Annotated in this window: 20 protein-coding genes; 14 read left to right on the top strand and 6 right to left on the bottom strand. The window is 67.5% G+C overall.

Annotated elements, in window-relative coordinates; translation table 11 throughout:
* Positions 1-47 precede the first annotated feature (47 nt).
* Positions 48-1,070: an AraC family transcriptional regulator gene (locus AC3A6M_RS03750; protein ID WP_487851396.1), complete on the top strand. Its 1,023-nt coding sequence runs from the start codon at positions 48-50 to the stop codon at positions 1,068-1,070.
* A 1-nt stretch (position 1,071) separates the two neighbouring features.
* Here AC3A6M_RS03750 and AC3A6M_RS03745 read toward each other — a convergent pair whose 3' ends face one another.
* The gene (locus tag AC3A6M_RS03745; protein WP_487851395.1) at positions 1,072-1,815 is read right to left on the bottom strand and encodes a YoaK family protein; all 744 of its coding nucleotides are present in this window, start codon (positions 1,813-1,815) and stop codon (positions 1,072-1,074) included.
* Positions 1,816-1,938: 123 nt separating this feature from the next.
* Between AC3A6M_RS03745 and dapC the strand changes: the two genes are divergently transcribed.
* From dapC to AC3A6M_RS03710, 7 genes are all read left to right on the top strand, one after another.
* Entirely contained in the window at positions 1,939-3,171 is a 1,233-nt protein-coding gene (dapC, locus tag AC3A6M_RS03740; RefSeq protein ID WP_487851394.1) for a succinyldiaminopimelate transaminase, read from the top strand.
* Positions 3,172-3,212: 41 nt separating this feature from the next.
* The gene (dapD, locus tag AC3A6M_RS03735) at positions 3,213-4,037 is read left to right on the top strand and encodes a 2,3,4,5-tetrahydropyridine-2,6-dicarboxylate N-succinyltransferase (protein WP_487851393.1); all 825 of its coding nucleotides are present in this window, start codon (positions 3,213-3,215) and stop codon (positions 4,035-4,037) included.
* A gap of 179 nt (positions 4,038-4,216) precedes the next feature.
* Positions 4,217-5,362: a PilT/PilU family type 4a pilus ATPase gene (locus AC3A6M_RS03730; protein WP_487851392.1), complete on the top strand. Its 1,146-nt coding sequence runs from the start codon at positions 4,217-4,219 to the stop codon at positions 5,360-5,362.
* Between the two features lie 162 nt (positions 5,363-5,524).
* Positions 5,525-5,887: an ArsC family reductase gene (locus tag AC3A6M_RS03725; protein WP_487851391.1), complete on the top strand. Its 363-nt coding sequence runs from the start codon at positions 5,525-5,527 to the stop codon at positions 5,885-5,887.
* Positions 5,884-7,035 (top strand): succinyl-diaminopimelate desuccinylase, encoded by a 1,152-nt coding sequence (gene dapE / locus AC3A6M_RS03720; RefSeq protein WP_487851390.1) that lies wholly within the window; start codon positions 5,884-5,886, stop codon positions 7,033-7,035. The genes AC3A6M_RS03725 and dapE overlap by 4 nt, the downstream gene beginning before the upstream one ends.
* Before the next feature lie 27 nt (positions 7,036-7,062).
* Complete coding sequence (prmB, locus tag AC3A6M_RS03715) at positions 7,063-7,950, top strand: 50S ribosomal protein L3 N(5)-glutamine methyltransferase (RefSeq protein ID WP_487851389.1); 888 nt, start codon at positions 7,063-7,065, stop codon at positions 7,948-7,950.
* A 116-nt stretch (positions 7,951-8,066) separates the two neighbouring features.
* Positions 8,067-10,055 carry an ATP-binding cassette domain-containing protein gene (locus AC3A6M_RS03710; RefSeq protein ID WP_487851388.1) on the top strand — a complete coding sequence of 663 codons (1,989 nt, stop codon included), beginning with the start codon at positions 8,067-8,069 and terminating at the stop codon, positions 10,053-10,055.
* 111 nt (positions 10,056-10,166) lie between these two features.
* On the opposite strand, the gene AC3A6M_RS03705 is transcribed toward AC3A6M_RS03710, so the two are convergent.
* Positions 10,167-10,649, bottom strand: coding sequence for a chemotaxis protein CheW (locus tag AC3A6M_RS03705; RefSeq protein WP_487851387.1), 483 nt, complete (start codon positions 10,647-10,649; stop codon positions 10,167-10,169).
* Positions 10,650-10,808: 159 nt separating this feature from the next.
* On the opposite strand from AC3A6M_RS03705, the gene AC3A6M_RS03700 reads away from it, so the two are divergent.
* The gene (locus AC3A6M_RS03700) at positions 10,809-11,897 is read left to right on the top strand and encodes an HDOD domain-containing protein (RefSeq protein ID WP_487851386.1); all 1,089 of its coding nucleotides are present in this window, start codon (positions 10,809-10,811) and stop codon (positions 11,895-11,897) included.
* A gap of 106 nt (positions 11,898-12,003) precedes the next feature.
* Here AC3A6M_RS03700 and AC3A6M_RS03695 read toward each other — a convergent pair whose 3' ends face one another.
* The 3 genes from AC3A6M_RS03695 to AC3A6M_RS03685 all read right to left on the bottom strand — a co-directional run bounded on the left by AC3A6M_RS03695 (position 12,004) and on the right by AC3A6M_RS03685 (position 16,332).
* Positions 12,004-13,866, bottom strand: coding sequence for a M2 family metallopeptidase (locus tag AC3A6M_RS03695; protein WP_487851732.1), 1,863 nt, complete (start codon positions 13,864-13,866; stop codon positions 12,004-12,006).
* A gap of 38 nt (positions 13,867-13,904) precedes the next feature.
* On the bottom strand, positions 13,905-15,806 hold the full coding sequence (locus AC3A6M_RS03690) for a flagellar assembly protein A (protein ID WP_487851385.1): 1,902 nt from the start codon (positions 15,804-15,806) through the stop codon (positions 13,905-13,907).
* A gap of 100 nt (positions 15,807-15,906) precedes the next feature.
* Complete coding sequence (locus AC3A6M_RS03685) at positions 15,907-16,332, bottom strand: hypothetical protein (RefSeq protein WP_487851384.1); 426 nt, start codon at positions 16,330-16,332, stop codon at positions 15,907-15,909.
* A 209-nt stretch (positions 16,333-16,541) separates the two neighbouring features.
* On the opposite strand from AC3A6M_RS03685, the gene ompR reads away from it, so the two are divergent.
* The 5 genes from ompR (at position 16,542) to AC3A6M_RS03660 (ending at position 21,095) form a co-directional block, all read left to right on the top strand.
* Positions 16,542-17,300, top strand: a complete 759-nt coding sequence (gene ompR / locus AC3A6M_RS03680) for an osmolarity response regulator transcription factor OmpR (protein WP_258847468.1) — start codon at positions 16,542-16,544, stop codon at positions 17,298-17,300.
* Between the two features lie 20 nt (positions 17,301-17,320).
* Positions 17,321-18,682, top strand: coding sequence for an ATP-binding protein (locus AC3A6M_RS03675; RefSeq protein WP_487851383.1), 1,362 nt, complete (start codon positions 17,321-17,323; stop codon positions 18,680-18,682).
* 25 nt (positions 18,683-18,707) lie between these two features.
* Positions 18,708-19,673 carry a threo-3-hydroxy-L-aspartate ammonia-lyase gene (locus tag AC3A6M_RS03670; RefSeq protein WP_487851382.1) on the top strand — a complete coding sequence of 322 codons (966 nt, stop codon included), beginning with the start codon at positions 18,708-18,710 and terminating at the stop codon, positions 19,671-19,673.
* A gap of 128 nt (positions 19,674-19,801) precedes the next feature.
* A complete protein-coding gene (locus AC3A6M_RS03665) occupies positions 19,802-20,605 on the top strand; it encodes a fatty acid desaturase (RefSeq protein ID WP_487851381.1) in 804 nt (267 codons plus the stop codon).
* A gap of 79 nt (positions 20,606-20,684) precedes the next feature.
* Positions 20,685-21,095: a YXWGXW repeat-containing protein gene (locus AC3A6M_RS03660; RefSeq protein ID WP_487851380.1), complete on the top strand. Its 411-nt coding sequence runs from the start codon at positions 20,685-20,687 to the stop codon at positions 21,093-21,095.
* Here AC3A6M_RS03660 and AC3A6M_RS03655 read toward each other — a convergent pair.
* Positions 21,092-22,990, bottom strand: a complete 1,899-nt coding sequence (locus AC3A6M_RS03655; RefSeq protein ID WP_487851379.1) for an ATP-binding protein — start codon at positions 22,988-22,990, stop codon at positions 21,092-21,094. The genes AC3A6M_RS03660 and AC3A6M_RS03655 overlap by 4 nt on opposite strands.
* Positions 22,991-23,070 lie beyond the last annotated feature (80 nt).

The raw sequence follows: 23,070 nt of genomic DNA, 5'->3' as shown, positions 1-23,070 counted from the left end.
GATTCATGCCAAGCGCTTGTTCGAACATGCCACCGACGAATGGTCCCATGCTTGCCCGGGTCACCGGATCCTATCTGCAGCCGCTGCTGGAGGCCGCCGCCGCGCGCGGCGTGGACGCGCGCGCGCTCGCGCAAGGAGCCGGGCTCGCCATCGCGCTCGATCCGCTGCCGGAATCGCTGGCCGCGCGCGACTACATCGCCCTGCTGGCGGCCGGCGCCGAACTGGCTGGCGATCCGCATTTCGGCCTGCACGTGGGCGAACGGGTGCGGCTCGGCACCTACAGCGTGTATGGCCTGATCCTGCTGGCCTGCACCGACTTCGCCCAGGCCCTCGAACAGACGCAGCGCTACGAACAGCTGGCCCACGATCTCGGACGCTCGCGGCTCGATCTCGACCCCGCGGCCGGCGTCGCCTGCTACACCTGGACCAGCCACTTCCCGGACGCCAGCCGGCACCTGGCCGAAAGCGTGTTCGCCGGCATCCGCACCTTCGGTTCCTGGCTCGCCGGCCGTCCGCTGGCGCCGCTGCGCCTGGCCTTCGCGCACGCGGGCGATGCCGATGCGGCGGAATACGAACGGGTGCTGGGCATGGTGCCGGAGTTCGGCGCTGGCGCCCACCTGGCCTGCTTCGACGCGGCCCTGCTGGCGATGCCGGTGCCGAACGCCGACGCCGGCATGTACCCGGTGCTGCAGCAGCATGCCGAACGCCTGCTGCAGGAAAGACGGGATGAGCGCGAGCGCCACGGCATCGTCGCCGAGGTGCGCGCCTGCGTGATCCGCAACCTGGCGAACGACCGCGTGCGCCTGGCCGGCATCGCCGGCGAACTCGGGCTGTCGCCGCGCACCCTGCAGCGCAAGCTGGCGGACGCCGGCGCCAACTTCCAGCAGGTGCTGGACGCGGCCCGCCATGCGCTGGCCCAGGATTATCTGCGCCAGCGCGGCCTGTCGCTGGCCGACATCGCCTTCCTGCTCGGCTACCAGGAACAGAGCGCGTTCACGCACGCGTTCCGCGAATGGTCGGGGATGAATCCGGGGGCATGGCGCGAGCGGGCGCTGGCCGGCGCGGCCTGATTTAGCGTGGCGCCAGGCGTCTCAAATCGTCGACCGCCGGCACGATCGCCAGCGCGCACAGCAGGCCGGCCAGCGGCAGCGTCGCCAGGTAGCCGACGTGCTTGAAACCGAGCGCCCCCGCCAGCCCGCCGCCGAAGAAACCCAGCAGCAGCGACACCAGCAGGCGCAGGCGCGCGCGGTTGGCCGTCACCTTCGGCTGCGCCGGGTCGCGGTTCCAGTACGCCATCCGGCCCAGTTCGATGCCGATGTCGGTGACGATGCCGGTCATGTGGGTGGTGCGGATCTCGGCCTGCGAGAGCTTGGTGATCAGGGCGTTCTGCAGTCCCATCATGAAGCACAGCAGCATCACCGTGGCCGGCACGAACAGCGCGTCGACGGCGGCCAGGCGCGCGCCCAGCACGCCGAAGGCCAGCAGCAGCACCGCTTCCAGCAGCAGCGGCAGCGCATACTCGCTGGCCAGCCCGCGCCGGCGCCCGTAGTTGACGGTAAGCGCGGTGCAGGCGGCGCCCAGCAGGAACGACAGCACGGCGCCAAGGCCGTCCAGCGCCAGGTCCCAGGCGCCGAGGGCCAGGTTGTCGGCCGCCGACGAGATCGCCCCGGTCAGGTGCGAGGTGTACTGGTGCACGGCGAGGAAGCCGCCGGCATTGATGGCGCCGGCGACGAAGGCGAGCGCCACCCCGAGGTGGCGGTTGGCGCGCGGGCTGCGCGCACGGCCGAGAAGGCTGCGGGCGTAATGGATGGGCACGGGGAACCTGGGGAGTGAATTCCTGCCGTTAATATTACTGCATTCCAAGCGAGAGCAGCATCGGGCGCGCCTCGCTATAATTGATCTTCTCGCACCGACCCATCTGACCTGACCGATAGCGCCGTGAATCCACATCTCGAACGACTGCACCCCTATCCTTTCGAAAAGCTGCGCCAGCTGTTCGCCGGCGTCGCGCCGAATCCCGACCATGCCCATATCAGCCTCGGCATCGGCGAGCCCAAGCATCCGACTCCGGCCTTCATCCAGAAAGCCCTGACGCACAGCGTGACCGGACTGGCGAATTATCCGAGCACGCACGGCGGCGAGCCACTGCGCAGCGCGATCGCCGGCTGGCTGGAGCGCCGCTACGGGGTGCCGGCGCTGGATCCGGACACGATGGTGCTGCCGGTGAACGGCTCGCGCGAGGCGCTGTTCGCGATCGCGCAGTGCGTGATCGACCCGCGCGCAGCGGCGAACGGCGGCGCGCTGGTAATGTGTCCGAACCCCTTCTACCAGATCTACGAAGGCGCGGCCTACCTGGCCGGCGCCGAACCCTATTTCGTGAACTCGGTCCCGGCGCGCAACTTCGCCCCGGACTATGCCGGCGTGCCGGACGAGGTGTGGGCGCGGGTGCAGCTGTTGTACCTGTGCTCGCCGGGCAACCCGACCGGCGCCGTGCTGACCCTGGACGACTGGCGCGAGCTGTTCGAGCTGGCCGACCGCCACGGCTTCGTGATCGCGGCCGACGAGTGCTATTCCGAGATCTACTTCGGCGCGACCCCGCCGCTGGGCGCGCTGGAAGCGGCGCACCAGCTCGGCCGCAGCGCCGGCCTGCGTCCCTATGCCAACCTGGTCGTGTTCTCGAGCCTGTCGAAGCGCTCGAACGTGCCGGGCATGCGCTCGGGCTTCGTCGCCGGCGACCCTGACGTGCTGAAGAAATTCCTGCTGTACCGCACCTACTGCGGCGGCGCGATGTCGCCGACCATCCAGGCGGCCTCGATCGCGGCCTGGAACGACGAAGCCCACGTGCAGGACAACCGCAACCTGTACAAGGAAAAGTTCAACCTCATCACCCCGTTGCTGAAGCAGGTGATGGACGTCGAACTGCCCGACGCCGGCTTCTACCTGTGGGCCGACGTGCGTTCCAGCGGCCTGTCGGACACCGAGTTCGCACGCGGCCTGTACGCCGAATATAATGTGACGGTTTTGCCCGGCTCCTACCTGGCGCGCGATGCGCACGGCAGCAACCCGGGCCGCAACCGCATCCGCATGGCGCTCGTCGCCGGTGTGGACGAAGGACTGGAAGCGGCCAACCGCATCGTCCAGTTCTGCAAGGACCTGAAGGCGTCCGCCTGAGACGCCGCTACGCTATCCCTAACCTGAAACGCTGACACATCATGACCCAACAACTCCAGACCATCATCGACACCGCGTGGGAACAGCGCGCCGACATCAGCCCGAACAGCGCCAGCGCGGAAGTGCGCGACGCGGTCGCCCACGTCCTCGCAGGCCTTGACGACGGCAGCCTGCGCGTGGCCCAGAAAGACAGCGGCAGCTGGGTCGTGAACCAGTGGATCAAGAAGGCCGTCCTGCTGTCCTTCCGCCTCGAGAACAACGTCCCGGTCGAAGGCGGCGGCATGCAGTTCTACGACAAGGTGCCGACCAAGTTCGCCGGCTACACCGCCGAAGATTTCGCCAGGGGCGGCTTCCGCGTGGTGCCGCCGGCCGTGGCCCGCCGCGGCTCCTTCATCGGCAAGAACGTGGTGCTGATGCCGTCCTACGTGAACATCGGCGCCTACGTCGACGAAGGCACCATGGTCGACACCTGGGCCACCGTCGGCTCCTGCGCCCAGATCGGCAAGAACGTCCACCTGTCCGGCGGCGTCGGCATCGGCGGCGTGCTGGAACCGATGCAGGCCAACCCGACCATCATCGAAGACAACTGCTTCATCGGCGCGCGCTCGGAGATCGTCGAAGGCGTGATCGTCGAAGAGAACTCGGTGATCTCGATGGGCGTGTACATCGGCCAGTCGACCAAGATCTACAACCGCGAAACCGGCGAAGTGAGCTACGGCCGCATCCCGGCCGGCTCGGTGGTGGTGTCGGGTTCGCTGCCGTCGGCCGACGGCAAGTACAGCCTGTACTGCGCCGTGATCGTCAAGCAGGTCGACGCCAAGACGCGCGCCAAGACCGGCATCAACGAGCTGCTGCGCGGGATTTAATCCCACTTCCGTCGCCCCCGCGCAGGCGGGGCCCAGGTTCGTTCCGTAGCCAGCGCCGCTGGTTCTCACAAAACTTGGGTTCCCGCCTGCGCGGGAACGACGATGCAGTGCCCGCAATCCTTCTCCAACAGGTTAGAATCCCCAAAACGCAAAATTACCGCGAAGCAAGGGAGAGAGCCATGATGATGGAACGCCTGTTCCAGTTGATGAAGGAAAAGAACGCGTCGGACATGTTCTTCGCGGTAAATTCCCCCGTCCACATCAAGATCAACGGGAACCTCATCCCGATCAACCAGAACAAGCTCGAACCGGAAAACATCCAGGTGCTGCTGTCCGAGGTCGCCTCCCCCGAGCAGATGGCCGAGCTGGAGCGCGAGAACGAGCTGAACATGGGTATTTCCGTGCCCAACCTGGGACGGTTCCGCCTGTCGGCCTTCCGCCAGCGCGGTTCGATCTCGGCCGTGTTCCGCTTCGTGCCGGCGACGATCCCGCCGCTGTCCGAGCTGGGCCTGCCTCCCGTGCTGTCCGAGCTGATCATGGAAAAGCGCGGCCTGCTGCTGATCGTCGGCGCCACCGGTTCCGGCAAGTCGACCACCATCGCGTCCATGCTCGACCATCGGAACGAGCTGCGCCCCGGCCACATCCTGACCCTGGAAGACCCGATCGAGTACCTGTTCAAGAACAAGAAATCGATCGTCAACCAGCGCGAGATCGGCAGCGACGCGGCCAGCTTCGACGTCGCCCTGCGCAACTCGATGCGCCAGGCGCCGGACTGCATCCTGATCGGCGAGATCCGCGACAAGGACACGATGGCCGCCGCCCTCGCCTATGCGCAATCCGGCCACCTGGTGCTGGCGACCCTGCACGCGAATAACAGCTACAACGCGCTGAACCGCATCATCAGCTTCTACCCGATCGAGAACCGGCCCGCCCTGCTGCAGGACCTGTCGTCGGCGGTCAAGGCCATCGTCTCGCAGCGCCTGGTCCGCTCGAAGGCGGGCGGCGCGCGCCAGGCCGCGGTCGAGATCATGGTCAACACCCGCTACGTGGCCGACCTGATCGAGAAGGGCGAGATCGGCCAGATCAAGGAAGCGATGGACAAGAGCCTGTCGCCGGGCTCGCAATCCTTCGAGAAGGCGCTGCTGGAACTGGTGCAGGCCGACCTGATCACCCAGGAAGAAGCGCTGGCGAACGCCGACTCGGCCACCAACCTGCTGTGGCTCATCAATAATGGGCCGGACAGCCAGGGCAAGGACAACGAGGCGGGCAAGCAGGCCGATGAGCCGGCCGGACCGTCCTTCACCGAGTTTACGCTCGACCATTGAACATCCACGGATTTGTGACGCCGGGTCACAAATCCGCCTCCCTTCCCGACGCCCGGCGCCCGCCGCGCCGAGTACCGCGACAGCCTTGAAATCGTGTGGTTAAACTATCTGCCGGAGGTAGCGGCCTGTGCTATCCTTCGCGCCTTTCCCCTGCACAACGCCATGAAAAAAACTCTCTACGGTATTCCTCACTGCGACACCGTCAAGAAAGCGCGCACCTGGCTGGCCGAGCACGGCCAGGACGTCGAGTTCCACGATTTCAAGAAGCAGGGTCTGGACCGCGACACGGTCGCCGCCTGGCTCGAACAGCTCGACTGGGAAACCCTGGTCAACCGCAAGGGCACGACCTGGCGCAAGCTGTCCGACGAGCGCCGCGCGCAAGTCGTCGACAAGGCCAGCGCCCTCGACCTGATGCTGGAGAATCCCTCCGTCATCAAGCGCCCCGTGCTCGAAGGGGCCGGCCCGCTGAAGGTCGGTTTCTCGGCCGACGAGTACGAACGCACCTTCGGAGACTGGCCCGCATGAAGACCTCGCGCACCCTGCAGCTGACCGAGGAGCTGATCGCCCTCGATTCGATCACCCCGCAGGACAAGGGCTGCCAGCAGAAACTGAAGGACCTGCTGGCCCCGCTCGGCTTCGCCTGCGAGACCATCGAATCGAACGGCGTCACCAACCTGTGGGCGCGCAGGGGCCTTGAATCCCCCGTGTTCGTATTCGCCGGCCACACCGACGTGGTCCCGGCCGGCCCGCTCGACCAGTGGCATTCGCAGCCCTTCGCCCCGACCCGGCGCGACGGCAAGCTGTACGGGCGCGGCGCTTCCGACATGAAGACCTCGATTGCGGCCATGGTGGTGGCCGTCGAGGAATTCGTCGCCGCGCATCCGGGCCATGCCGGCTCGATCGCCTTCCTGATCACCAGCGACGAGGAAGGCCCGGCCGTGGACGGCACCGTGGTCGTCTGCGAGATGCTGGAAGAACGCGGCGAGACCCTGGATTACTGCCTGGTCGGCGAACCGACCTCCAGCCATGTGCTGGGCGACATGATCAAGAACGGCCGCCGCGGCTCCCTGTCGGGCTGCCTGGTGGTCAAGGGCGTGCAGGGCCACATCGCCTATCCGCACCTGGCGCGCAACCCGATCCACCAGGCCGCGCCCGCCCTGGCCGAACTCGCGGCCGAAAAGTGGGATGACGGCAACGAGTATTTCCCGCCGACCAGCTGGCAGATCTCGAACATCCACGCCGGCACCGGCGCCAACAACGTGATCCCGGGCGAACTGAAGGTCGACTTCAACTTCCGCTTCTCGACCGCCAGCACGGCCGACGGCCTGGAAGCGCGCGTGCATGCCATCCTCGACCGCCACGGCCTCGATTACGACCTCCAGTGGACCCTGTCCGGCGAGCCCTTCCTGACGCCGAAGGGCACGCTGTCCGATGCGATCTGCGGCGCGATCAGGCAGGAACTGGGCGTGCACACGGAACTGTCGACCACCGGCGGCACCTCGGACGGACGCTTCATCGCCCGCATCTGCCCCCAGGTGATAGAATTCGGGCCACCGAACGCCAGCATCCACAAGATCGACGAACACATCGAGCTGCGCTACATCGACCCGCTCAAGAACATCTACCGCCGCACGCTGGAAGCGTTGCTGGCGCCCTCGCCGCCCGCGGCGTAACCATTTCCGCGAGACCCCGACATGGCCATGACCACGCCCAATTTCTGCACGCCGCGCGACCTGCTGCGCTACGCAGTCACCCGCTTCAACACCGCCAAGCTGTTCTTCGGCCACGGCAGCGCCGAAGCCTTCGACGAAGCCGCCTACCTGATCCTGCACACCCTCAAGCTCCCGCTGGACAAGCTCGAGCCCTTCCTCGACGCACGCCTGCTGCAGGAGGAGGTGCTGCAGGTGCTGGCCGTGATCGAGCGCCGCGTCAGCGAACGCGTGCCGGCCGCCTACATCACCAACGAAGCCTGGCTGGGCAGCTACAACTTCTACGTCGACGAGCGCGTGCTGGTGCCGCGCTCCTTCATCGCCGAACTGATCCCGAACCTGTTCAGCCCCTGGGTGCAGGATCCGGAATCGGTCGAGAACGTGCTCGAACTGTGCACCGGGTCCGGCTGCCTGGCGATCATGCTGGCCGACGCCTTCCCGAACGCGACGGTGGACGCGGTCGACATCTCGAAGGACGCGCTGGCGGTCGCCGAGCGCAACATCCGCGACTACAAGCTGGCCGGCCGCGTGAACCCGATCGAGTCCGACCTGTACGAGAACGTGCCGTTCAAGAAGTACGACCTGATCGTCACCAACCCGCCGTACGTGAACAGCGATTCGATGTCGCGCCTGCCGCCGGAATACATGCGCGAGCCGCAGATCGCCCTGGCCGGCGGCGAGGACGGCATGGACCTGGTGCGCAAGATCGTCGACGGCGCCGCCGAACGCCTGACGCCGGACGGCGTGCTGGTGGTCGAGATCGGCAACGAGCGCGAATACGCGGAAGCGGCCTTCGGCCACCTGGGCCTGACCTGGCTGACCACCAGCCAGGGGGATGATGCGGTGTTCCTGCTGACGGCCGAACAGCTGGCCCAATAATTTCGACCCGCTACGCTAGCACCGTCGCCCCCGCGAAGGCGGGGGTCCAAGTTCGTGGCGAACCACGCAAACTTGGGTTCCCGCCTGCGCGGGAACGACGATATCAATAAATTCTTATGATCCGATTCTCCAACGTCAGTCTGATGCGCGGCACCAAGCCGCTGCTGGAAGACGCCGACCTCACCCTCAATCCCGGCGACAAGATCGGCCTGATCGGCGCGAACGGCGCCGGCAAGTCCAGCCTGTTCGCCATGCTGCGCAGCGAGCTCCACCCGGACCAGGGCGCGATCGATTTCCCGCAGCGCTGGCGCATGGCCTACGTGGCCCAGGAGACCCCTGCGCTGGACCGTCCCGCGATCGAATACGCGATCGACGGCGACGCCAACCTGCGCACCCTGCAGTCGGAGCTGGAACGCCTGGAGGCCGCCCCGCACACCCAGGAAAACGGGCTCGCCATCGGCCACGTACACAGCGCGCTGGCGGATGCCGACGCCTACACGGTGCAGTCGCGCGCCGAGCAGCTGCTGCTGGGCCTGGGCTTCTCGCTGGAGCAGATGCGCCAGCCGGTCGCCAGCTTCTCCGGCGGCTGGCGGATGCGCCTGAACCTGGCGCAGGCCCTGATGTGCCCTTCCGACCTGCTGCTGCTGGACGAGCCGACCAACCACCTCGACCTGGACGCCATCATCTGGCTGGAAGACTGGCTGAAGCGCTACCAGGGCACCCTGATCATCATCTCGCACGACCGCGACTTCCTCGACGAGATCGTGAACGTGGTGGTGCACATCGACGAGCGCAAGCTGAAGCGCTACTCGGGCAACTATTCGAGCTTCGAGCGCCAGCGCGCCGCCCACATGGTGCTGGCCGCGGCCGCCTTCGAAAAGCAGCAGCGCACCCGCGCCCACCTGCAGTCCTTCGTCGACCGCTTCAAGGCCAAGGCCACCAAGGCGCGCCAGGCCCAGAGCCGCATGAAGGCGCTGGCCAAGATGGAGGAGCTGGCCCCGCTGCGCGCCGCCGCCGAGTTCTCGTTCGAGTTCCGCGATCCGCTGTCGGCGCCGAATCCGCTGCTGGTGATGGAAGACGTCGACGCCGGCTACCCGGTCCTCGACGAACACGGCGACAAGGTCGGCGGCAAGACCATCGTCCACCGCGTGAACTTTTCGCTGCAGACCGGCCAGCGCATCGGCCTGCTGGGCGTGAACGGCGCCGGCAAATCCACGCTCATCAAGACGATCGCCAACGAACTGGCGCCGCTGGCCGGCACCGCGACGCTCGGCAAGGGCCTGGTGATCGGCTACTTCGCCCAGCACCAGGTCGAGATGCTGCGCCACGACGAATCGCCGCTGTGGCACCTGCAGAAGATCGCGCCGACCGTGCGCGAGCAGGAGCTGCGCAACTTCCTGGGCGGCTTCAACTTCCCGGGCGATATGGTCACCAGCCCGATCAGGCCCTTCTCCGGCGGCGAAAAGGCGCGCCTGGCGCTGGCCCTGATCGTCTGGCAGCGTCCGAACCTGCTGCTGCTGGACGAACCGACCAACCACCTCGACCTCGAAACGCGCGAGGCCCTGACCCTGGCGCTGGCCCAGTTCGAAGGCACCCTGGTGGTGGTTTCGCACGACCGCCACCTGCTGCGCGCCACCACCGAGGAATTCATCATCGTCGCCGACGGCCGCCTGCAGCCCTTCGACGGCGACCTGGACGACTACAAGAACTGGCTGTTCCAGACCAAGCTGGCCAAGGGCGACGCCGCCACGCCGCTGCCTTCGAAGACCGATGCGCCGGCTGCGAACGCCCCGGCCGCGGCGCCCATCGCTCCCGTCGACCGCAAGGAACAGAAGCGTCTCGAAGCCGAGGAGCGCCAGCGCATGGCGGCCCTGAAGAAGCCGATCGAAAACCGCATCAAGCGCCTGGAAGAGCAGATGGCCAAGCTGAACGCGCGCAAGGCCGAGATCGACGCGCGCCTGCTGGAACCGGCAATCTACGAGGCGGACAAGAAGGAAGAGCTGAAGACCCTGGTCGCCGACCAGGCCTTCGTGGTGCGCGACCTGGGGACGCTGGAAGAGGAGTGGCTGGAGTTGCAGGAGCAGCTGGAGAGTCTGGCGGCTTGAGTTAGCCGTTGGACCGTCGTTCCCGCGAAGGCGGGAACCCAAGTTCTGTTCGCATCTCGACAGCTCATCAAACTTGGGTCCCCGCCTGCGCGGGGACGACGTTTTTAGGTCTCAGGCCACCTGCCGCGCCGCCGCCGGCTTCCGCACCGACATCAGGCGCTCGATGTCCACCAGGATCAGGCGCCGTCCACCGGCCTGCCCGAGGCCGAGCAGGTAGCCGGGCCGTTCGCCGTCCGCGCCCGCCGCCGGCAGCGGCGCCACCTGTTCCGGCGCCAGCGTGACCACGCCGGTCACGCCATCCACCACCATCCCCATCACGCAGCTCGACAGCCTCAGGATGATCACGTCGGTCATCGGATCGGGCGCGTCGGGCGCGCTGCCGCAGGCCACGCGCATGTCGACCAGCGGGATGATCACGCCGCGCGATACCGCAACCCCGCCGATGATCTCGCCGCTCGCGGCAAAGCGCTCGAGTGCCTTGAGCACACGCAGTTCCTGCACCCTGGCGAAGTCGATGCCGTATTCGAGGCCGCCGAGCGAAAAGCTCAGGAAGCGCATCGGATCGGAGCCGGAAGAAATCATGGTGTCACGCATGGCGCGTCCTTTAATCGAGATGGTCATGCTAAGACGGGCACTTCCTGTAACAATTGAGTACAGTCAACTTTTGCTTGCAGCAGAAGCAAGTTTGCTTTCGCCGGCCGCGCCCGTACAATGTGCGCCCATGCGTGCACGCGAAACAATGAGGAACTGACCATGTACCGGTGGCTGCGACGCCTGATTTCCGGCCCTTCCGCGCCCGTGCGCCCGGCGCCGCCCGTGGCCGTGCCGGATCCCGTCCCGGCGCCTGCGCCGGTTCCCGCCGCCGCGCCCTCCCCCGCGGCAGCCGTTCGCGCACCCGCCGCAAGCCAGGCAGGCGTGCGCCCGGCCGGCATGCCGATCCCTTTCGAACTGCTCGACCGCGTCGACGGCGCCTGGAACGCCTGGCTGTACGAGCGCGCCGACGAGGGCGGCCTGGAACTCAATCCGCATGAAGCCCGGGTGCTGGAGGCGCTCGCCGGCATCCTGTCCTCGCAGCAGTCCGGCGCCGCGCTGGTGCGCCGCATGCCGGGCCTGATCCCGCAACTGCTGCAAAGCCTGCGCAGCGAGAATTTTTCCGGCGCCGCACTGTCGCGCACGATCTCGTCCGACGTGGTGCTGGTGGCGGCGGTGATCCGCCTCGCCAACAGCTGCTACCAGGGCACCGGCGCCACCGTCACCAGCGTCGAGCAGGCCGTGATCCTGATCGGCCAGGAAGGCCTGCGCCAGCTGATCACGACCGTCGCCTTCCGCCCCATCATCGACGTCCACTCCGGCTTCTACGTACGGCGCCTGGCGCCGATCCTGTGGGAGCATTCGGAACGCTGCGCGGTGGCGGCGCGGGCGCTGGCGCCGGGCCTCGGCATCGAACCATTCGACGCCTTCCTGGCTGCCCTGCTGCAGAACGTCGGCCTGACCGTGGCCCTGCGCACCATGGACCAGGCGACCAAGGGAGAGCCGCAACTCGGCTCCGGCGTGTTCTGGGCCCAGCTGGCGCGCGATACCCGCGCCCTGAGCGTCAGCATCGCGCGCGAGTGGAATTTCCCGGACGGCGTGGTGCAGGCCCTGGCCGAGCAAGGGGGAATGCGCAAGGGGACGGCGATATCGCCGCTGGGCAGGCTGCTGATGCTGAGCGGGTACCTGGGCAGGGTCAGGATGCTGGTCGAGCAGGGGGTAGTGGAGGATGGGGATGCCTCGCTGTTTGCGGGGCTGCCGGAGGATGCTGGGGAGTGCTACGCGCTGCTGGCCGAAGTCCGCAACCCGTAAACGTCGTTCCCGCGGAGGCGGGAACCCAAGTTTTTCGATCTGCCACGAACTTGGATTCCCGCCTTCGCGGGAACGACGGTCTCAATGCTAACGAGTACGACTTTTCTTACGGCTTGACCGACGCATCGGTCTTGGCCAACTCCCGATTCTGCTCATCCAGCCAGGCCTTCAACGGCGCAAAGTAATCCAGCATCGCCGTCGCATCCATCCCGTCCTCGCCGGTGACGGCTTTCAGCGCTTCCGGCCACGGCTTCGATTTGCCCATCTCCAGCATCTGCTGGAACCTGGCGCCGGCCTTCTTGTTGCCGTACACCGAGCAGCGGTTCAGCGGGCCGGTGTAGCCGGCTTCGCGGCACAGCGCGCGGTGGAACTGGAACTGCAGGACGTGGGCCAGGAAGTAGCGCGCGTACGGGGTGTCGCTGGCGACGTGGAACTTGGCGCCGGCGTCGAAGCCGCCCTCCGCGATCGGCGCCGGACGGCCGACGCCCTGGTACTGCTCCTTCAGCGCCCACCAGGCCTTGTCGTAGTCGGCCGGCTTGACCTGGCCCGAGTACACCTGCCAGCGCCATTTGTCGACCATGTAGCCGAACGGCAGGAAGGCGACCTTCTGCAGCGCGGTGTACAGCAGCGGGCCGATGTCCTGCGACGGGTCCGGCTCGCTCTTCATCAGGCCGATCTGCTTCAGGTAGGCCGGGGTGATCGACAGCGCCACGGTGTCGCCGATGGCTTCGTGGAAGCCGTCGTTGGCGCCGTTCTTGAACATCGGCGACTGCCCGCTGTAGGCCAGGTCGTAGTACAGGTGGCCCAGTTCGTGGTGGATGACGCGGAAGTCTTCGGCGGTCGGGGTGATGCACATCTTCACGCGCACGTCGTCCTTGCCGTCCAGGTCCCAGGCCGAGGCGTGGCACACGACTTCACGGTCGCGCGGCTTGGTCAGCAGCGAGCGTTCCCAGAAGGTCGCCGGCAGCGCGCGCATGCCGAGCGAGGTGTAGAAGCCCTCGGCATACCTGGTCATCGCCACGGCGTCGGTCTTGCGCTCTTCCAGCAGCGCGGTCAGGTCTTCGCCGCCCTCCTTGGTGGCGGGCTTCAGCAGCGGGTACAGGTTGTCCCAGCTCTGCGCCCACATGTTACCGAGCAGGTGGGCCGGGATCGGGCCGCTGGCCGGCACCACCGAGGCGCCGTAGGCCTGGCGCAGCTTGTAGCGGGTATAGGTGTGCAGCGAATCGTACAGCGGCTTGACCTGCTGCCACAGGCGCTCCATCTCGGCCGAGAAAGCGTCCGGGCTCATGTCGTAGCCCGAGCGCCACAGCGCGCCGGTGTCGGCGAAGCCCATCGTGCGTGCGCCCTTGTTCGACACCTCGACGTATTTTGCGTAGTCGTCCTTGTAGGCCGGCGACTGGGCGTGCCAGCCGAGCCAGACTTCCTTCAGGCGGTTCGGGTCGCGGCTGGTGGCCAGCACCTTTTCCAGTTCGCCGAGCGGCATGCAGGACGGCTTCGCCGCCGCGCCCGCGGCTGCCGGCGGACAGTACTTGGCCGAGCCGTAGGCGCCGGTCATGTGCGCCGCCAGGCGCGCGTAGGTCGCGCGGTCGGCGGCCTCCGGCAGCATCAGGGTCTGCCGCATCAGCATCAGCTTGCGCGCGCTGGCCGCGGGCAGCTTCAGGTCCTTGTAGCGGCGCGCCTTCAGGGCCGTCTCGCCGCTCAGGGTCAGGTAGCTTTCGTTGGCCTGGGCCGTGATGGCCTGGGTGTCGAGCGTGATGAAGTTTTCGGCCACCCACTCGGCGCGCTGGGCGTCCAGGCCGAGCTGCTCGAGCTTCTCTTCGGCGTCCTTGATGAAGCGCTCGGCTTCGACGACGGTCGGTTTGCCCTGGGCTTTCGCCGGGGCCGCCCTGGTGGCGGCGGCGGCCGGCAGCGCCAGCACGGCGCCTGCGACCAGGGTCGCGATCAAGGTACGGCGGGTTGTCGGATGCATCGTTTTCAAGCTTTGTCTCCTCTTGTCTTTGTCGGTCGTCAGGCCACGGCGGCCTGCTCGCTGCTCCATGCGAAGCTTCCCTGCGCGCCGGAGAACAGCAGTTCGCCGGACTGCGGCCCGCGCAGGCGCGCACGGGCCTCGCGTGGCGCAATGATATACGGTGCGCCCGCCGCCGGGCTGTACCCGAGCACGCGCACCAAGGTGTCGCCCTGCACCTGGTGGACCGTGACGGCGGACACGCAGGAGGCATCCTGGCGCTGGCGCTCGAGGTCGGCCAGCACCTTGCGGCCCTCCTCCTGGTCGGCGTCGAGCTGCCTGATCTTGCCGGACACCTCGCCGATCGCCTTCAGCGCCGGCCCGACCTCCTGCCCCATGCGCTGGAACTGGCGCGCCTGCTCGGGCGTGAAGTTGATCTCGTTCTTGCGTACGCGCGAGGCCAGCATCAGGTAACTGCGCACCGCCGGCTGGGCGGTCAGGGCCTCCATCTGCGCCCTGTGGCGCGCCGCCAGTTCGCCGAACTGCGCCAGGCGCGCGCCGATCGCGGCGATGATTTCCTCGACCTGCGCGCCGTCCGGGCGCAGCACGTACACCAGCATCTCGCCCTGCTTGCGCGGCATTGCGAATTCGACCGTCACGCGGCGCCCGGCGACGGCGCTGCCCTCGGCCTGGCCGATGCTCACCTCGTCGCCGATCACTTCGCAATTGACCGCATGCGCGATCGTGACCCGGGTGCCGGACACCACGCAGTTCTCGGCGCGCTCGAGGAACACCGCGCCGTCCTCGGCCTGCAGCACGGCCCCCGAGGCGACCCCGCGCACGCGGATGTCGCCCCGCTTGTTGTGGGCGCTGCCGCCGACCAGGTTGGCATGCAGCAGGATGGTGCCGCCGCGCGAGGCCAGCTCGCCGAACACGTCGCCGTGCACGGTGATGCTCTCGCCTTCGATGACGCGCTTTTCCTGCACCTCGCCGAATTCCTCGTAATCGCCCGTGAGCTGCAGGTTGCCGGTGGTCTTGGCGCTGACGCCGTCGCGGCTGACGATCTTGGCGCCCACCGAGATCTTGCTGGTCGACGACTCGACCGTCAGGAATCCGGCCTGGTGCGAGACCAGGAATTCGCCTTCCTTCAGGCGCTCGACCTTCGTGCCCTCGCCGGCATACTCGCCGAGCTCGAAGTCGCTGCCCGGCTTGGGCGTCAGCGCCGCGCCGGACATCTCGAAGCCGGGCCGGCCGACGGTGAGCGGGATCTTCTGCAGCAGGCGCACGCCGGGCTGGATCTGCGGGAAGCGGTTCTGGAAGCTGTTCAGGTCGAGGCGCCCGTTGGCCAGCTGGCGCGGGGCGTCGTTGCGGTGGATGTCGTCGGAGACTTCGACGATGCGCGCATCCTGCCCCGGTTCCGGGTCGAGGCGCCGCGCCACCGTGACGCGCTCGGCCTTCGAGAGGTCGATCGCGGCGCGCACGGCCTCGAGGTCGATGCCGAAGCGGATCCCCTTGAGCCACATGTCGGCGATGAATTCGTCGAGGTCGAGGCGGGCCGGCACGCCGGGGGCGTCCGGATCGGCGGGATCCTGCAGCCAGACCGGCTCGAAATAGTATTCGGCGCGGCCGGCGCCGATCTTCACCGCGCGATACAGCTCGCGCCGCGCCGGATCGAACGGCAGGATGTCGGCCGCGATCCGGACCACGGCGCTGCCGTCGGCCGCCTTCGGCAGCGCGGGGCCATGGTCGAACAGGGCCTTGAGCAGGACCGGATAGTCGATGCCGGCCAGGTATTGGCCGCTGCGGAAGATGTTGTCGATGGCGGCGACCAGCGTGGTGCCGAGCACGGCGGGATCGGCGTACACGCCATCCGCGCGCCGGGCGAGGCAGTGTTCAGGGCCGGTGGCGGCAAAACGGGGCGCCTGTGCTTGCGCCGGAGGCGCGGCCGCAAAATCCGTAGACACGTGGAACTCCCAGTCCAGAGTAGACCGGGTAGCGTATCACGTTGCCGAGATTAAATAAATATCTGGCAACTAGATTGCATTACGGAAATGAAGCCGGCAATTAACGGCGTGGCGGATACAGGTCCATGCCCGCTTCGTTGATCTGGCGGCGCAGGTCGCGCCGCTCATCGGGAGTCATGCGGCCGCTGCCGCGGCGCGACTCGCGCTGTTCCTGCTGCATCTGCTGGTACTGCTGCTGCTGCTGCTGTTGCTGCTGCAGGCGGCGCTGTTCTTCGTAGGCGCGGACGTCGTAGCGCGGGTCGCGCTCCGGCGGCAGCTGCAAGCGCCCGCCGCGGCCGGACTGCTGCATCGGCTGCTGCATGGACGAATCGTCGCGGCGGTCGCCGTACTGGCGGTCGCCATACTGCTGGGCAAATGCGACGCCCGAGGCGCCCAGGACCAGGGCGCACGCCAGCACACTGCGAAGCGCGCTGCGGGCAAACCGCCCTGCCTTCGTTCCTGCGTGATGGTTGGTGACGCTGTTCATGGTGTGCCTCTTCCGCGATGCCAAGTAAGGGGATAAGCTAAGCTGTGTTTCAGTTTCGACGTGAGGCCAGTGTATGTGGAATCCACCGGGGGTATAAGACCAATTGGGTAAAGTTTGTAACACAATGTAATGCCTCGGCAATATCTCCCGTCCGCACAGCCATATGAAGTTACCATAGCGACATTAATCTGACAAATCCTGACAGACTCATGAATGCAACGAGCTCGAATAACGGAGGCCAGAACAACGGCCATTCCGCCAAGATCATGGTGGTCGACGACGACGTGCGCCTGCGCGACCTGCTGCGCCGTTACCTGACCGAACAGGGCTTCCAGGTCGTGACCGCGGAGAGCGCGCCGGCCATGAACAAGCTGTGGCTGCGCGAGCGCTACGACCTGCTGGTGCTGGACCTGATGCTGCCCGGCGAGGACGGCCTGTCGATCTGCCGCCGCCTGCGCGGCGCCGGCGACCAGACCCCGATCATCATGCTGACCGCCAAGGGCGAGGACGTCGACCGCATCGTCGGCCTCGAGATGGGCGCCGACGACTACCTGCCCAAGCCCTTCAACCCGCGCGAGCTGGTGGCGCGCATCAACGCCGTCCTGCGCCGCAAGGGCCCGGACGAGATCCCCGGCGCGCCTTCCGAAACCCCGCAGACCTTCGAGTTCGGCGACTTCGTGCTCGACCTCGGCACCCGCACCCTCAAGAAGAACGGCGAGACCGTGCCCCTGACCACCGGCGAATTCTCGGTGCTGAAGGTGTTCGCCCGCCATGCGCGCCAGCCGCTGTCGCGCGAGAAGCTGATGGAACTGGCGCGCGGCCGCGAGTACGAAGTGTTCGACCGCTCGCTCGACGTGCAGATCTCGCGCCTGCGCAAGCTGATCGAACCCGATCCGTCCAGCCCGCTGTACATCCAGACCGTCTGGGGCCTGGGCTACGTGTTCATCCCTGAAGGCCAGCCGCGCTGATCGGACCCGTGACCGCATCGATGTCCGAAGCACCGCGCGCACGCTTTTTCGGCCGCATGAAGAGCGGCCTGTTCTGGCGCACCTTCCTGCTGCTGTCCTTCCTGACCGGCCTGTCGATCGCCTCGTGGATCGGCATGATCAACGTGTTCCAGCGCGGCTCGCAGGCCGAGCAGACCGCCGAACTGCTGGTCTCGGTGGTCACCCTCACCAAGGCGGCGCTGACCCACTCCTCGCCCGACCTGCGGCGCGAGCTGCTGATCGAGCTGGTGTCGAACGAAGGCATCCGCATCCTCACGCTGGAGCCCGACGACAAGGTCGAGCCGCCGCCCGCCAATTCCCTGATGCCCGAGATCGCCGCGCGCGTGCGCGAGAAGCTGGGCCAGGACACGCGCTTCTCGCGCCGCGTGAACGACATGCCGGGCTTCTGGATGAGCTTCGACATCGACGGCGACAAGTACTGGCTGATGCTCGAACGCGAGCGCATCGCCGGCCTCACCGGCGTGCAATGGCTGGGCTGGGCCACGGTGGTGGGCGCGCTCTCGCTGCTCGGCGCCGCCCTGATTTCCGGCCTGGTGAACCTGCCGCTGGCGCGCCTGACCGCGGCCGCGCGCGCGATCGCCCAGGGCCAGCGCCCGGCTCCGCTGCCCGAAAAGGGCCCGCAGGAGATCATCGAAGCCAACCGCAGCTTCAACCAGATGATCGACGACCTGCAGCAGCTGGAAAAGGACCGCGCCGTGATCCTGGCCGGCATCTCGCACGACCTGCGCACCCCGCTGGCGCGCATGCAGCTGGAAGTCGAGATGGCCAACCTGTCGCAGGAAGCGCGCGAGGGCATCCAGTCCGACATCGCGCAGATGGACGCCATCATCGGCCAGTTCCTCGATTTCGCGCGCCCGACCGAGGCCGCCACCTTCGTGCCGGTCGACCTGTCCGAGCTGCTGGAAGACTGCGCGCACGCGGCCGGCCGCCTGGCGGACGTGCGCGCCACCACCGCCATCGAGCCGGGCATCCACGTGCCGGCCAACGCCACCGACCTGCGGCGCGTGATCAACAACGTGATCGAGAACGCGCGCCGCTACGGCAAGACGCCGGGGTCCGACGTCACCGAGATCGACATCGCCTGCCATGTGAAGATGACGGGCCACGGCCGCCGCGCGGTGGTCGAGATCGGCGACCACGGGGTCGGCGTGCCGGAGGACCAGATCCAGCTGCTGCTGCGCCCCTTCACGCGCCTGGACACCGCGCGCGGCCAGGCCAACGGCGCCGGCCTCGGCCTGGCGATCGTCGAACGCGTCATCACCCGCCACAACGCCGAACTGCAGGTGCGCAACCGCGACGGCGGCGGGCTGGTGCTGCAGTTCTCGTTCCCGCTGGCGAGCTGACGTTTCACTCATCCTACCGACCCACATGACCGACACCACCCTGCACTATTCCGACGTCGAACAGGCCGCCGCGCGCATCGAGGGCGTGGCCCACCGTACGCCGGTCCTGACCTCGCGCACGGCCGACGCCATGGCCAATGCCCGCCTGTTCTTCAAGGCCGAGAATTTCCAGCGCATGGGCGCTTTCAAGTTCCGCGGCGCCTGCAACGCCATCGCGAAATTCACCGAGGCCCAGCGCCAGGCCGGCGTGCTGACCTTCTCGTCCGGTAACCATGCGCAGGCGATCGCCCTGTCGGCCAGGCTGGCCGGGATCCGCGCCACCATCATCATGCCGAAGGACGCGCCGGCGCTGAAGGTGCGCGCCACCCAGGGCTATGGCGGCGAAGTGATCTTCTACGACCGCTACACCGAAAACCGCGAAGAGATCGGCGCCCGCCTGGCGCGCGAGCGCGGCATGACCCTGATTCCGCCCTACGACCATCCGGACGTGATCGCCGGCCAGGGCACCGCCGCCAAGGAACTGTTCGACGAAGTGGGCGAGCTGGACGTGCTGCTGGTGCCGCTCGGCGGCGGCGGCCTGCTGGCCGGCTGCGCGCTGGCGGCATCGACGCTGTCGCCGCATTGCCAGGTGATCGGCGTCGAACCGGAAGCCGGCAACGACGGCCAGCAATCGCTGCGCAGCGGGACCATCGTCGACATCGGCGTGCCGCAGACCATCGCCGACGGCGCCCAGACCAGCCACCTGGGCCAGCACAATTTTGCCGTCATCCGCAAACTGGTGTCCGACATCGTCACCGTCAGCGATGCCCAGCTGGTCGAGACCATGAAATTCTTCGCCGAGCGCATGAAGACCGTCGTCGAGCCGACCGGCTGCCTGGCCGCGGCGGCTGCCCTGCATGGCGTGGTACCGGTCGCCGGCAAGAAAGTCGGCATCCTGGTCAGCGGCGGCAACGTCGACCTGGCGCGCTTCGCCAGCCTGGTCGCCGCCTGACCCTCGTCGATGGCCGGGCGTGGCAATCGGCATAATCAGGCGGTAAAAGCGGCTGTAATCGTGGCTTAGAAAACAAGGCGGCCCCGCTATCCTTCTTCCCAACTTGCTTGTTCATCAAAGGGAAGAAGATGTTTTCAGGACTTGTCCATCTTTCGCCGAAGGCCGTCATGCTGGCCATGGCGGTGTCGTTCGTCATCACCATCGTCGGCAGCGAACTGTACCTGCACCGCTCGCGCAGCCACCGCGCGATCACCTTCCATCCGGTGCTGTGCCAGCTGTTCCGGATGTGGTTCTTCCTGACGACCTTCGGCATGACCGCGAAGGCGTGGGTTGCCGTGCACCGCAAGCACCACGCCAAGACCGATACGGCCGAGGATCCGCACAGCCCGGTCATCCACGGCCTCATGGGGGTGTTGACCAAGGGCGTGCTCCTGTACCGCAGGGCAGCGACCAACCCGGACGTGATCAGGACCTACGGCGTCGGCGTCAAGGAAGACTGGATGGACACGCACCTGTACACGAAGCACCGCTTCAAGGGCGCCTGGTTCTTCCTGCTGGCGGAGATGGCGCTGTTCGGCGTCGAGCACGGCCTGTATATCTGGCTGTTCCAGCTGTCGGTGTCGCCGGTCTGGGCGGCGGGCTTCATCAACAGCTTCTTCCACGTGGTCGGCTACCGCAACTTCGAGACCCGGGAACACTCCCGTAATTTCTTCCCGATCGGAATCATCTTCTGCGGAGCGGAACTGCACAACAACCACCACGCCTATCCGGCGTCGGCAAAGACCTCGATGCGCTGGTGGGAGTTCGATGCCGGCTGGCTGATCATCCGGGTGCTGGCCATGTTCCGCCTGGTGACGATCAACCGCGTGGAAACCGGCGTGTTCGAAGAGCGCGGCCGCCGCGCGCTCGCGGATGGCGGCATCAAAGCCTGAGCGCGTTAAACCGCGCACAGTCGGGCCGGCCTCCGGCGCGTAGAGTAAAGCTGCAACATCACTCTACATGGAGGCCACAATGAACAAGTTGCACAAGCTTCTCATCGCCAGCCTGGTTGCCGGCTCCTTCGGCAGCGTCGCCATCCCCGCCTCGGCCGATACCGTCATCATCCGCGAAGCCCCGCCGGCCCCGCGCGCCGAGCGTGTCCCGCACGCGCGCCGCGGACACGTGTGGGCGCCGGGACACTGGGAATACCGTCACGGCCGTTACGTCTGGATGCGCGGCAAATGGCTGCGCGAACGCCACGGCTACGCCTACAACGCCCCGACCTGGGTCGAGCGCGACGGCCACTGGGTGATGGAACGCGGCGGCTGGCGCCGCGGTGACCGCGACGGCGACGGCATCCGCAACGGCCGCGACCGCGACCGCGACGGCGACGGCGTGCCGAACCGCATGGACGCCCGTCCGAACAATCCGAACCGCAGCTAAGGCGTTCCTGCCGCTGCATGGGGCGGCGTGTCGACGGTATCGAGACTGACCGTGAACACGCTGCCCCTGCCCGGCCCGTCGCTGTGCGCGCTGGCCGTGCCGCCGTGCAGGCAGACGATGTTGCGCACCAGCGCCAGCCCGATGCCGAGACCACCCTGGGCGCGGTCCGGGGTGCGCTCGGCCTGGGTGAACAGGTCGAACACCTGCGGCAGCAAACCGGCGTCGATGCCGATGCCGTTGTCGCGGACGGCGATGCGCACCGCCCCCTCCCCGCGCGTCACCGACAGCACGATGCGTCCGCCGCGCGGCGTGTACTTGACCGCATTGTTCAACAGATTGACGATCACCTGCACCAGGCGGTTGGCATCGCCGATGACGGCGGCATCGCCGGCTTCCTGCTCCACCGCGAGCACATGCGCGCGCGCCTCGACCAAAGGCCGCGCCTGCTCGACGGCGCTGGCGACGATCGCGCCGATGGCGACGCGGCTGCGTTCCAGCTCGATCAGCCCGCGGGTGACGCGCGAGACGTCGAGCAGGTCGTCGACCAGCGAGGTCATGTGCCGCACCTGGCGCCCGATCACCTCGCTCGCCCTGGCGACGCGCGCCTCGTCGGCGCGGCCGGATTTCAGCAGCTCCGCGGCCGCCGAGATCGGCGCGAGCGGGTTGCGCAGCTCGTGCGCCAGCATCGCCAGGAATTCGTCCTTGCGCCGGTCCTGCTCCTGCAGCGAGGCGACCAGGCGCGCGTTCTCGAAGCCGGTGGCCGCGATCGACGCGAGCTGCACGAGGACCGCTTCGTCCTCTTCGGTAAATGCGCCCTCGATCTTGTCCCATACCCGGATCAGGCCGAACTCGCGGCCGTTGCGGTCGGCCAGCGGCACCGCCAGCCCGCCGCCGGGCAGCTCCTCATGGACGCCATCGTCCAGCGCCACCCGGGCTTCGCGGGCGTCGAGGATGGCACGGACTTCGTCCACCAGGGCGGCGGCGATGTCCCCGCCCGACAAGGCCATGTGCACGGTGCGCGAAGCCTGCGCGACCCGCGCCAGCAGCGCCGAATTGCGCTTCTCGCGCTCCAGGCGCTGGGCCAGCTCGGCCTGGGCAATGACCATCTCGTGGATGTCGGTATTGGCGCCGATCCATTCGCGCAGGCTGCCGTCCTCGTCGAGGACCGGCACGCCCTTCACCGCGGTCCAGCGGTACTCCCCGTCCGCGCGGCGCAGCCGGTATTCGGTCTCGAACACGCTGCGCGTCGCCACGCAGTGCGCCCACAGCCGCGCGGAACGCTCGCGGTCGTCCGGGTGCAGGGCATCGAGCCAGCCGAGCGTGTTCCATTCGTCGTGGCTCTGGCCCGTGAACGCGCGCCATGACGGCGAGTCCTCGAGCACGCGGCCCTGCGCGGTATTGGTCCAGACGATCTGCGAAGTCGCCATCACCAGCGAGCGGAAGCGCTGTTCGCGCACGCGCAGCGCGCGTTCGGTCTCGATCCGGTCGGTGATGTCCTCATGCATCAGCATGACTTCGAGCACGGCGCCGCCGGCGTCCCGGATCGGATGCGCGCGCGCCGTCACCCAGCGCACGTGCTGGACGCCGCCCTCGAGGCGGCCGACGTCGTAGCGGATCGCGGGGATCTCCACCGATTCGCCCGCCAGCGCCCGCCGCAGGTAGGCATGCACGCCGTTCTCGACCACCTGCGGATCGTCCAGCACGTTGTACTCGCCGAGCACCCAGGCGTACAGCTCGGTCCCCTCGTGGATCTGCCACAGCGCCTGCCAGGCCTTGTTGACGCGCAGCGTACGGCCATCCGGGGCGAGGATCTGGAGGCTGACCGGGGCCTGCCGGAACAGTTCGCGGAAGCGCAGCTCTTCGTTCGTGGCGGAGTGGTCGGGGTGGGACGGCATCTGGGCGGGGATAGTAGAACGTCGTGATATCAGTAGAACATGATGTCACAGTTTACCGCTGAGCGCACCTGTCGCCGGCG

The sequence above is a fragment of the Telluria sp. Soil_C_11 genome (assembly GCF_057657395.1).
The sequence above is the reverse complement of the archived record's forward strand: the minus strand, read 5'-3'. Positions and strand labels throughout refer to the sequence as shown.

Coding starts and splice junctions, on each gene's coding strand:
- AC3A6M_RS03655 (WP_487851379.1), bottom strand. CDS start 22,990: ATGCCGTCCCACCCCGACCACTCCGCCACGAACGAAGAGCTGCGCTTC.
- AC3A6M_RS03660 (WP_487851380.1), top strand. CDS start 20,685: ATGAACAAGTTGCACAAGCTTCTCATCGCCAGCCTGGTTGCCGGCTCC.
- AC3A6M_RS03730 (WP_487851392.1), top strand. CDS start 4,217: ATGATGATGGAACGCCTGTTCCAGTTGATGAAGGAAAAGAACGCGTCG.
- dapE (WP_487851390.1), top strand. CDS start 5,884: ATGAAGACCTCGCGCACCCTGCAGCTGACCGAGGAGCTGATCGCCCTC.
- dapD (WP_487851393.1), top strand. CDS start 3,213: ATGACCCAACAACTCCAGACCATCATCGACACCGCGTGGGAACAGCGC.
- AC3A6M_RS03710 (WP_487851388.1), top strand. CDS start 8,067: ATGATCCGATTCTCCAACGTCAGTCTGATGCGCGGCACCAAGCCGCTG.
- AC3A6M_RS03670 (WP_487851382.1), top strand. CDS start 18,708: ATGACCGACACCACCCTGCACTATTCCGACGTCGAACAGGCCGCCGCG.
- prmB (WP_487851389.1), top strand. CDS start 7,063: ATGACCACGCCCAATTTCTGCACGCCGCGCGACCTGCTGCGCTACGCA.
- AC3A6M_RS03750 (WP_487851396.1), top strand. CDS start 48: ATGCTTGCCCGGGTCACCGGATCCTATCTGCAGCCGCTGCTGGAGGCC.
- AC3A6M_RS03665 (WP_487851381.1), top strand. CDS start 19,802: ATGTTTTCAGGACTTGTCCATCTTTCGCCGAAGGCCGTCATGCTGGCC.
- AC3A6M_RS03705 (WP_487851387.1), bottom strand. CDS start 10,649: ATGCGTGACACCATGATTTCTTCCGGCTCCGATCCGATGCGCTTCCTG.
- AC3A6M_RS03685 (WP_487851384.1), bottom strand. CDS start 16,332: ATGAACAGCGTCACCAACCATCACGCAGGAACGAAGGCAGGGCGGTTT.
- AC3A6M_RS03700 (WP_487851386.1), top strand. CDS start 10,809: ATGTACCGGTGGCTGCGACGCCTGATTTCCGGCCCTTCCGCGCCCGTG.
- ompR (WP_258847468.1), top strand. CDS start 16,542: ATGAATGCAACGAGCTCGAATAACGGAGGCCAGAACAACGGCCATTCC.
- AC3A6M_RS03675 (WP_487851383.1), top strand. CDS start 17,321: ATGTCCGAAGCACCGCGCGCACGCTTTTTCGGCCGCATGAAGAGCGGC.
- AC3A6M_RS03725 (WP_487851391.1), top strand. CDS start 5,525: ATGAAAAAAACTCTCTACGGTATTCCTCACTGCGACACCGTCAAGAAA.
- AC3A6M_RS03695 (WP_487851732.1), bottom strand. CDS start 13,866: ATGCATCCGACAACCCGCCGTACCTTGATCGCGACCCTGGTCGCAGGC.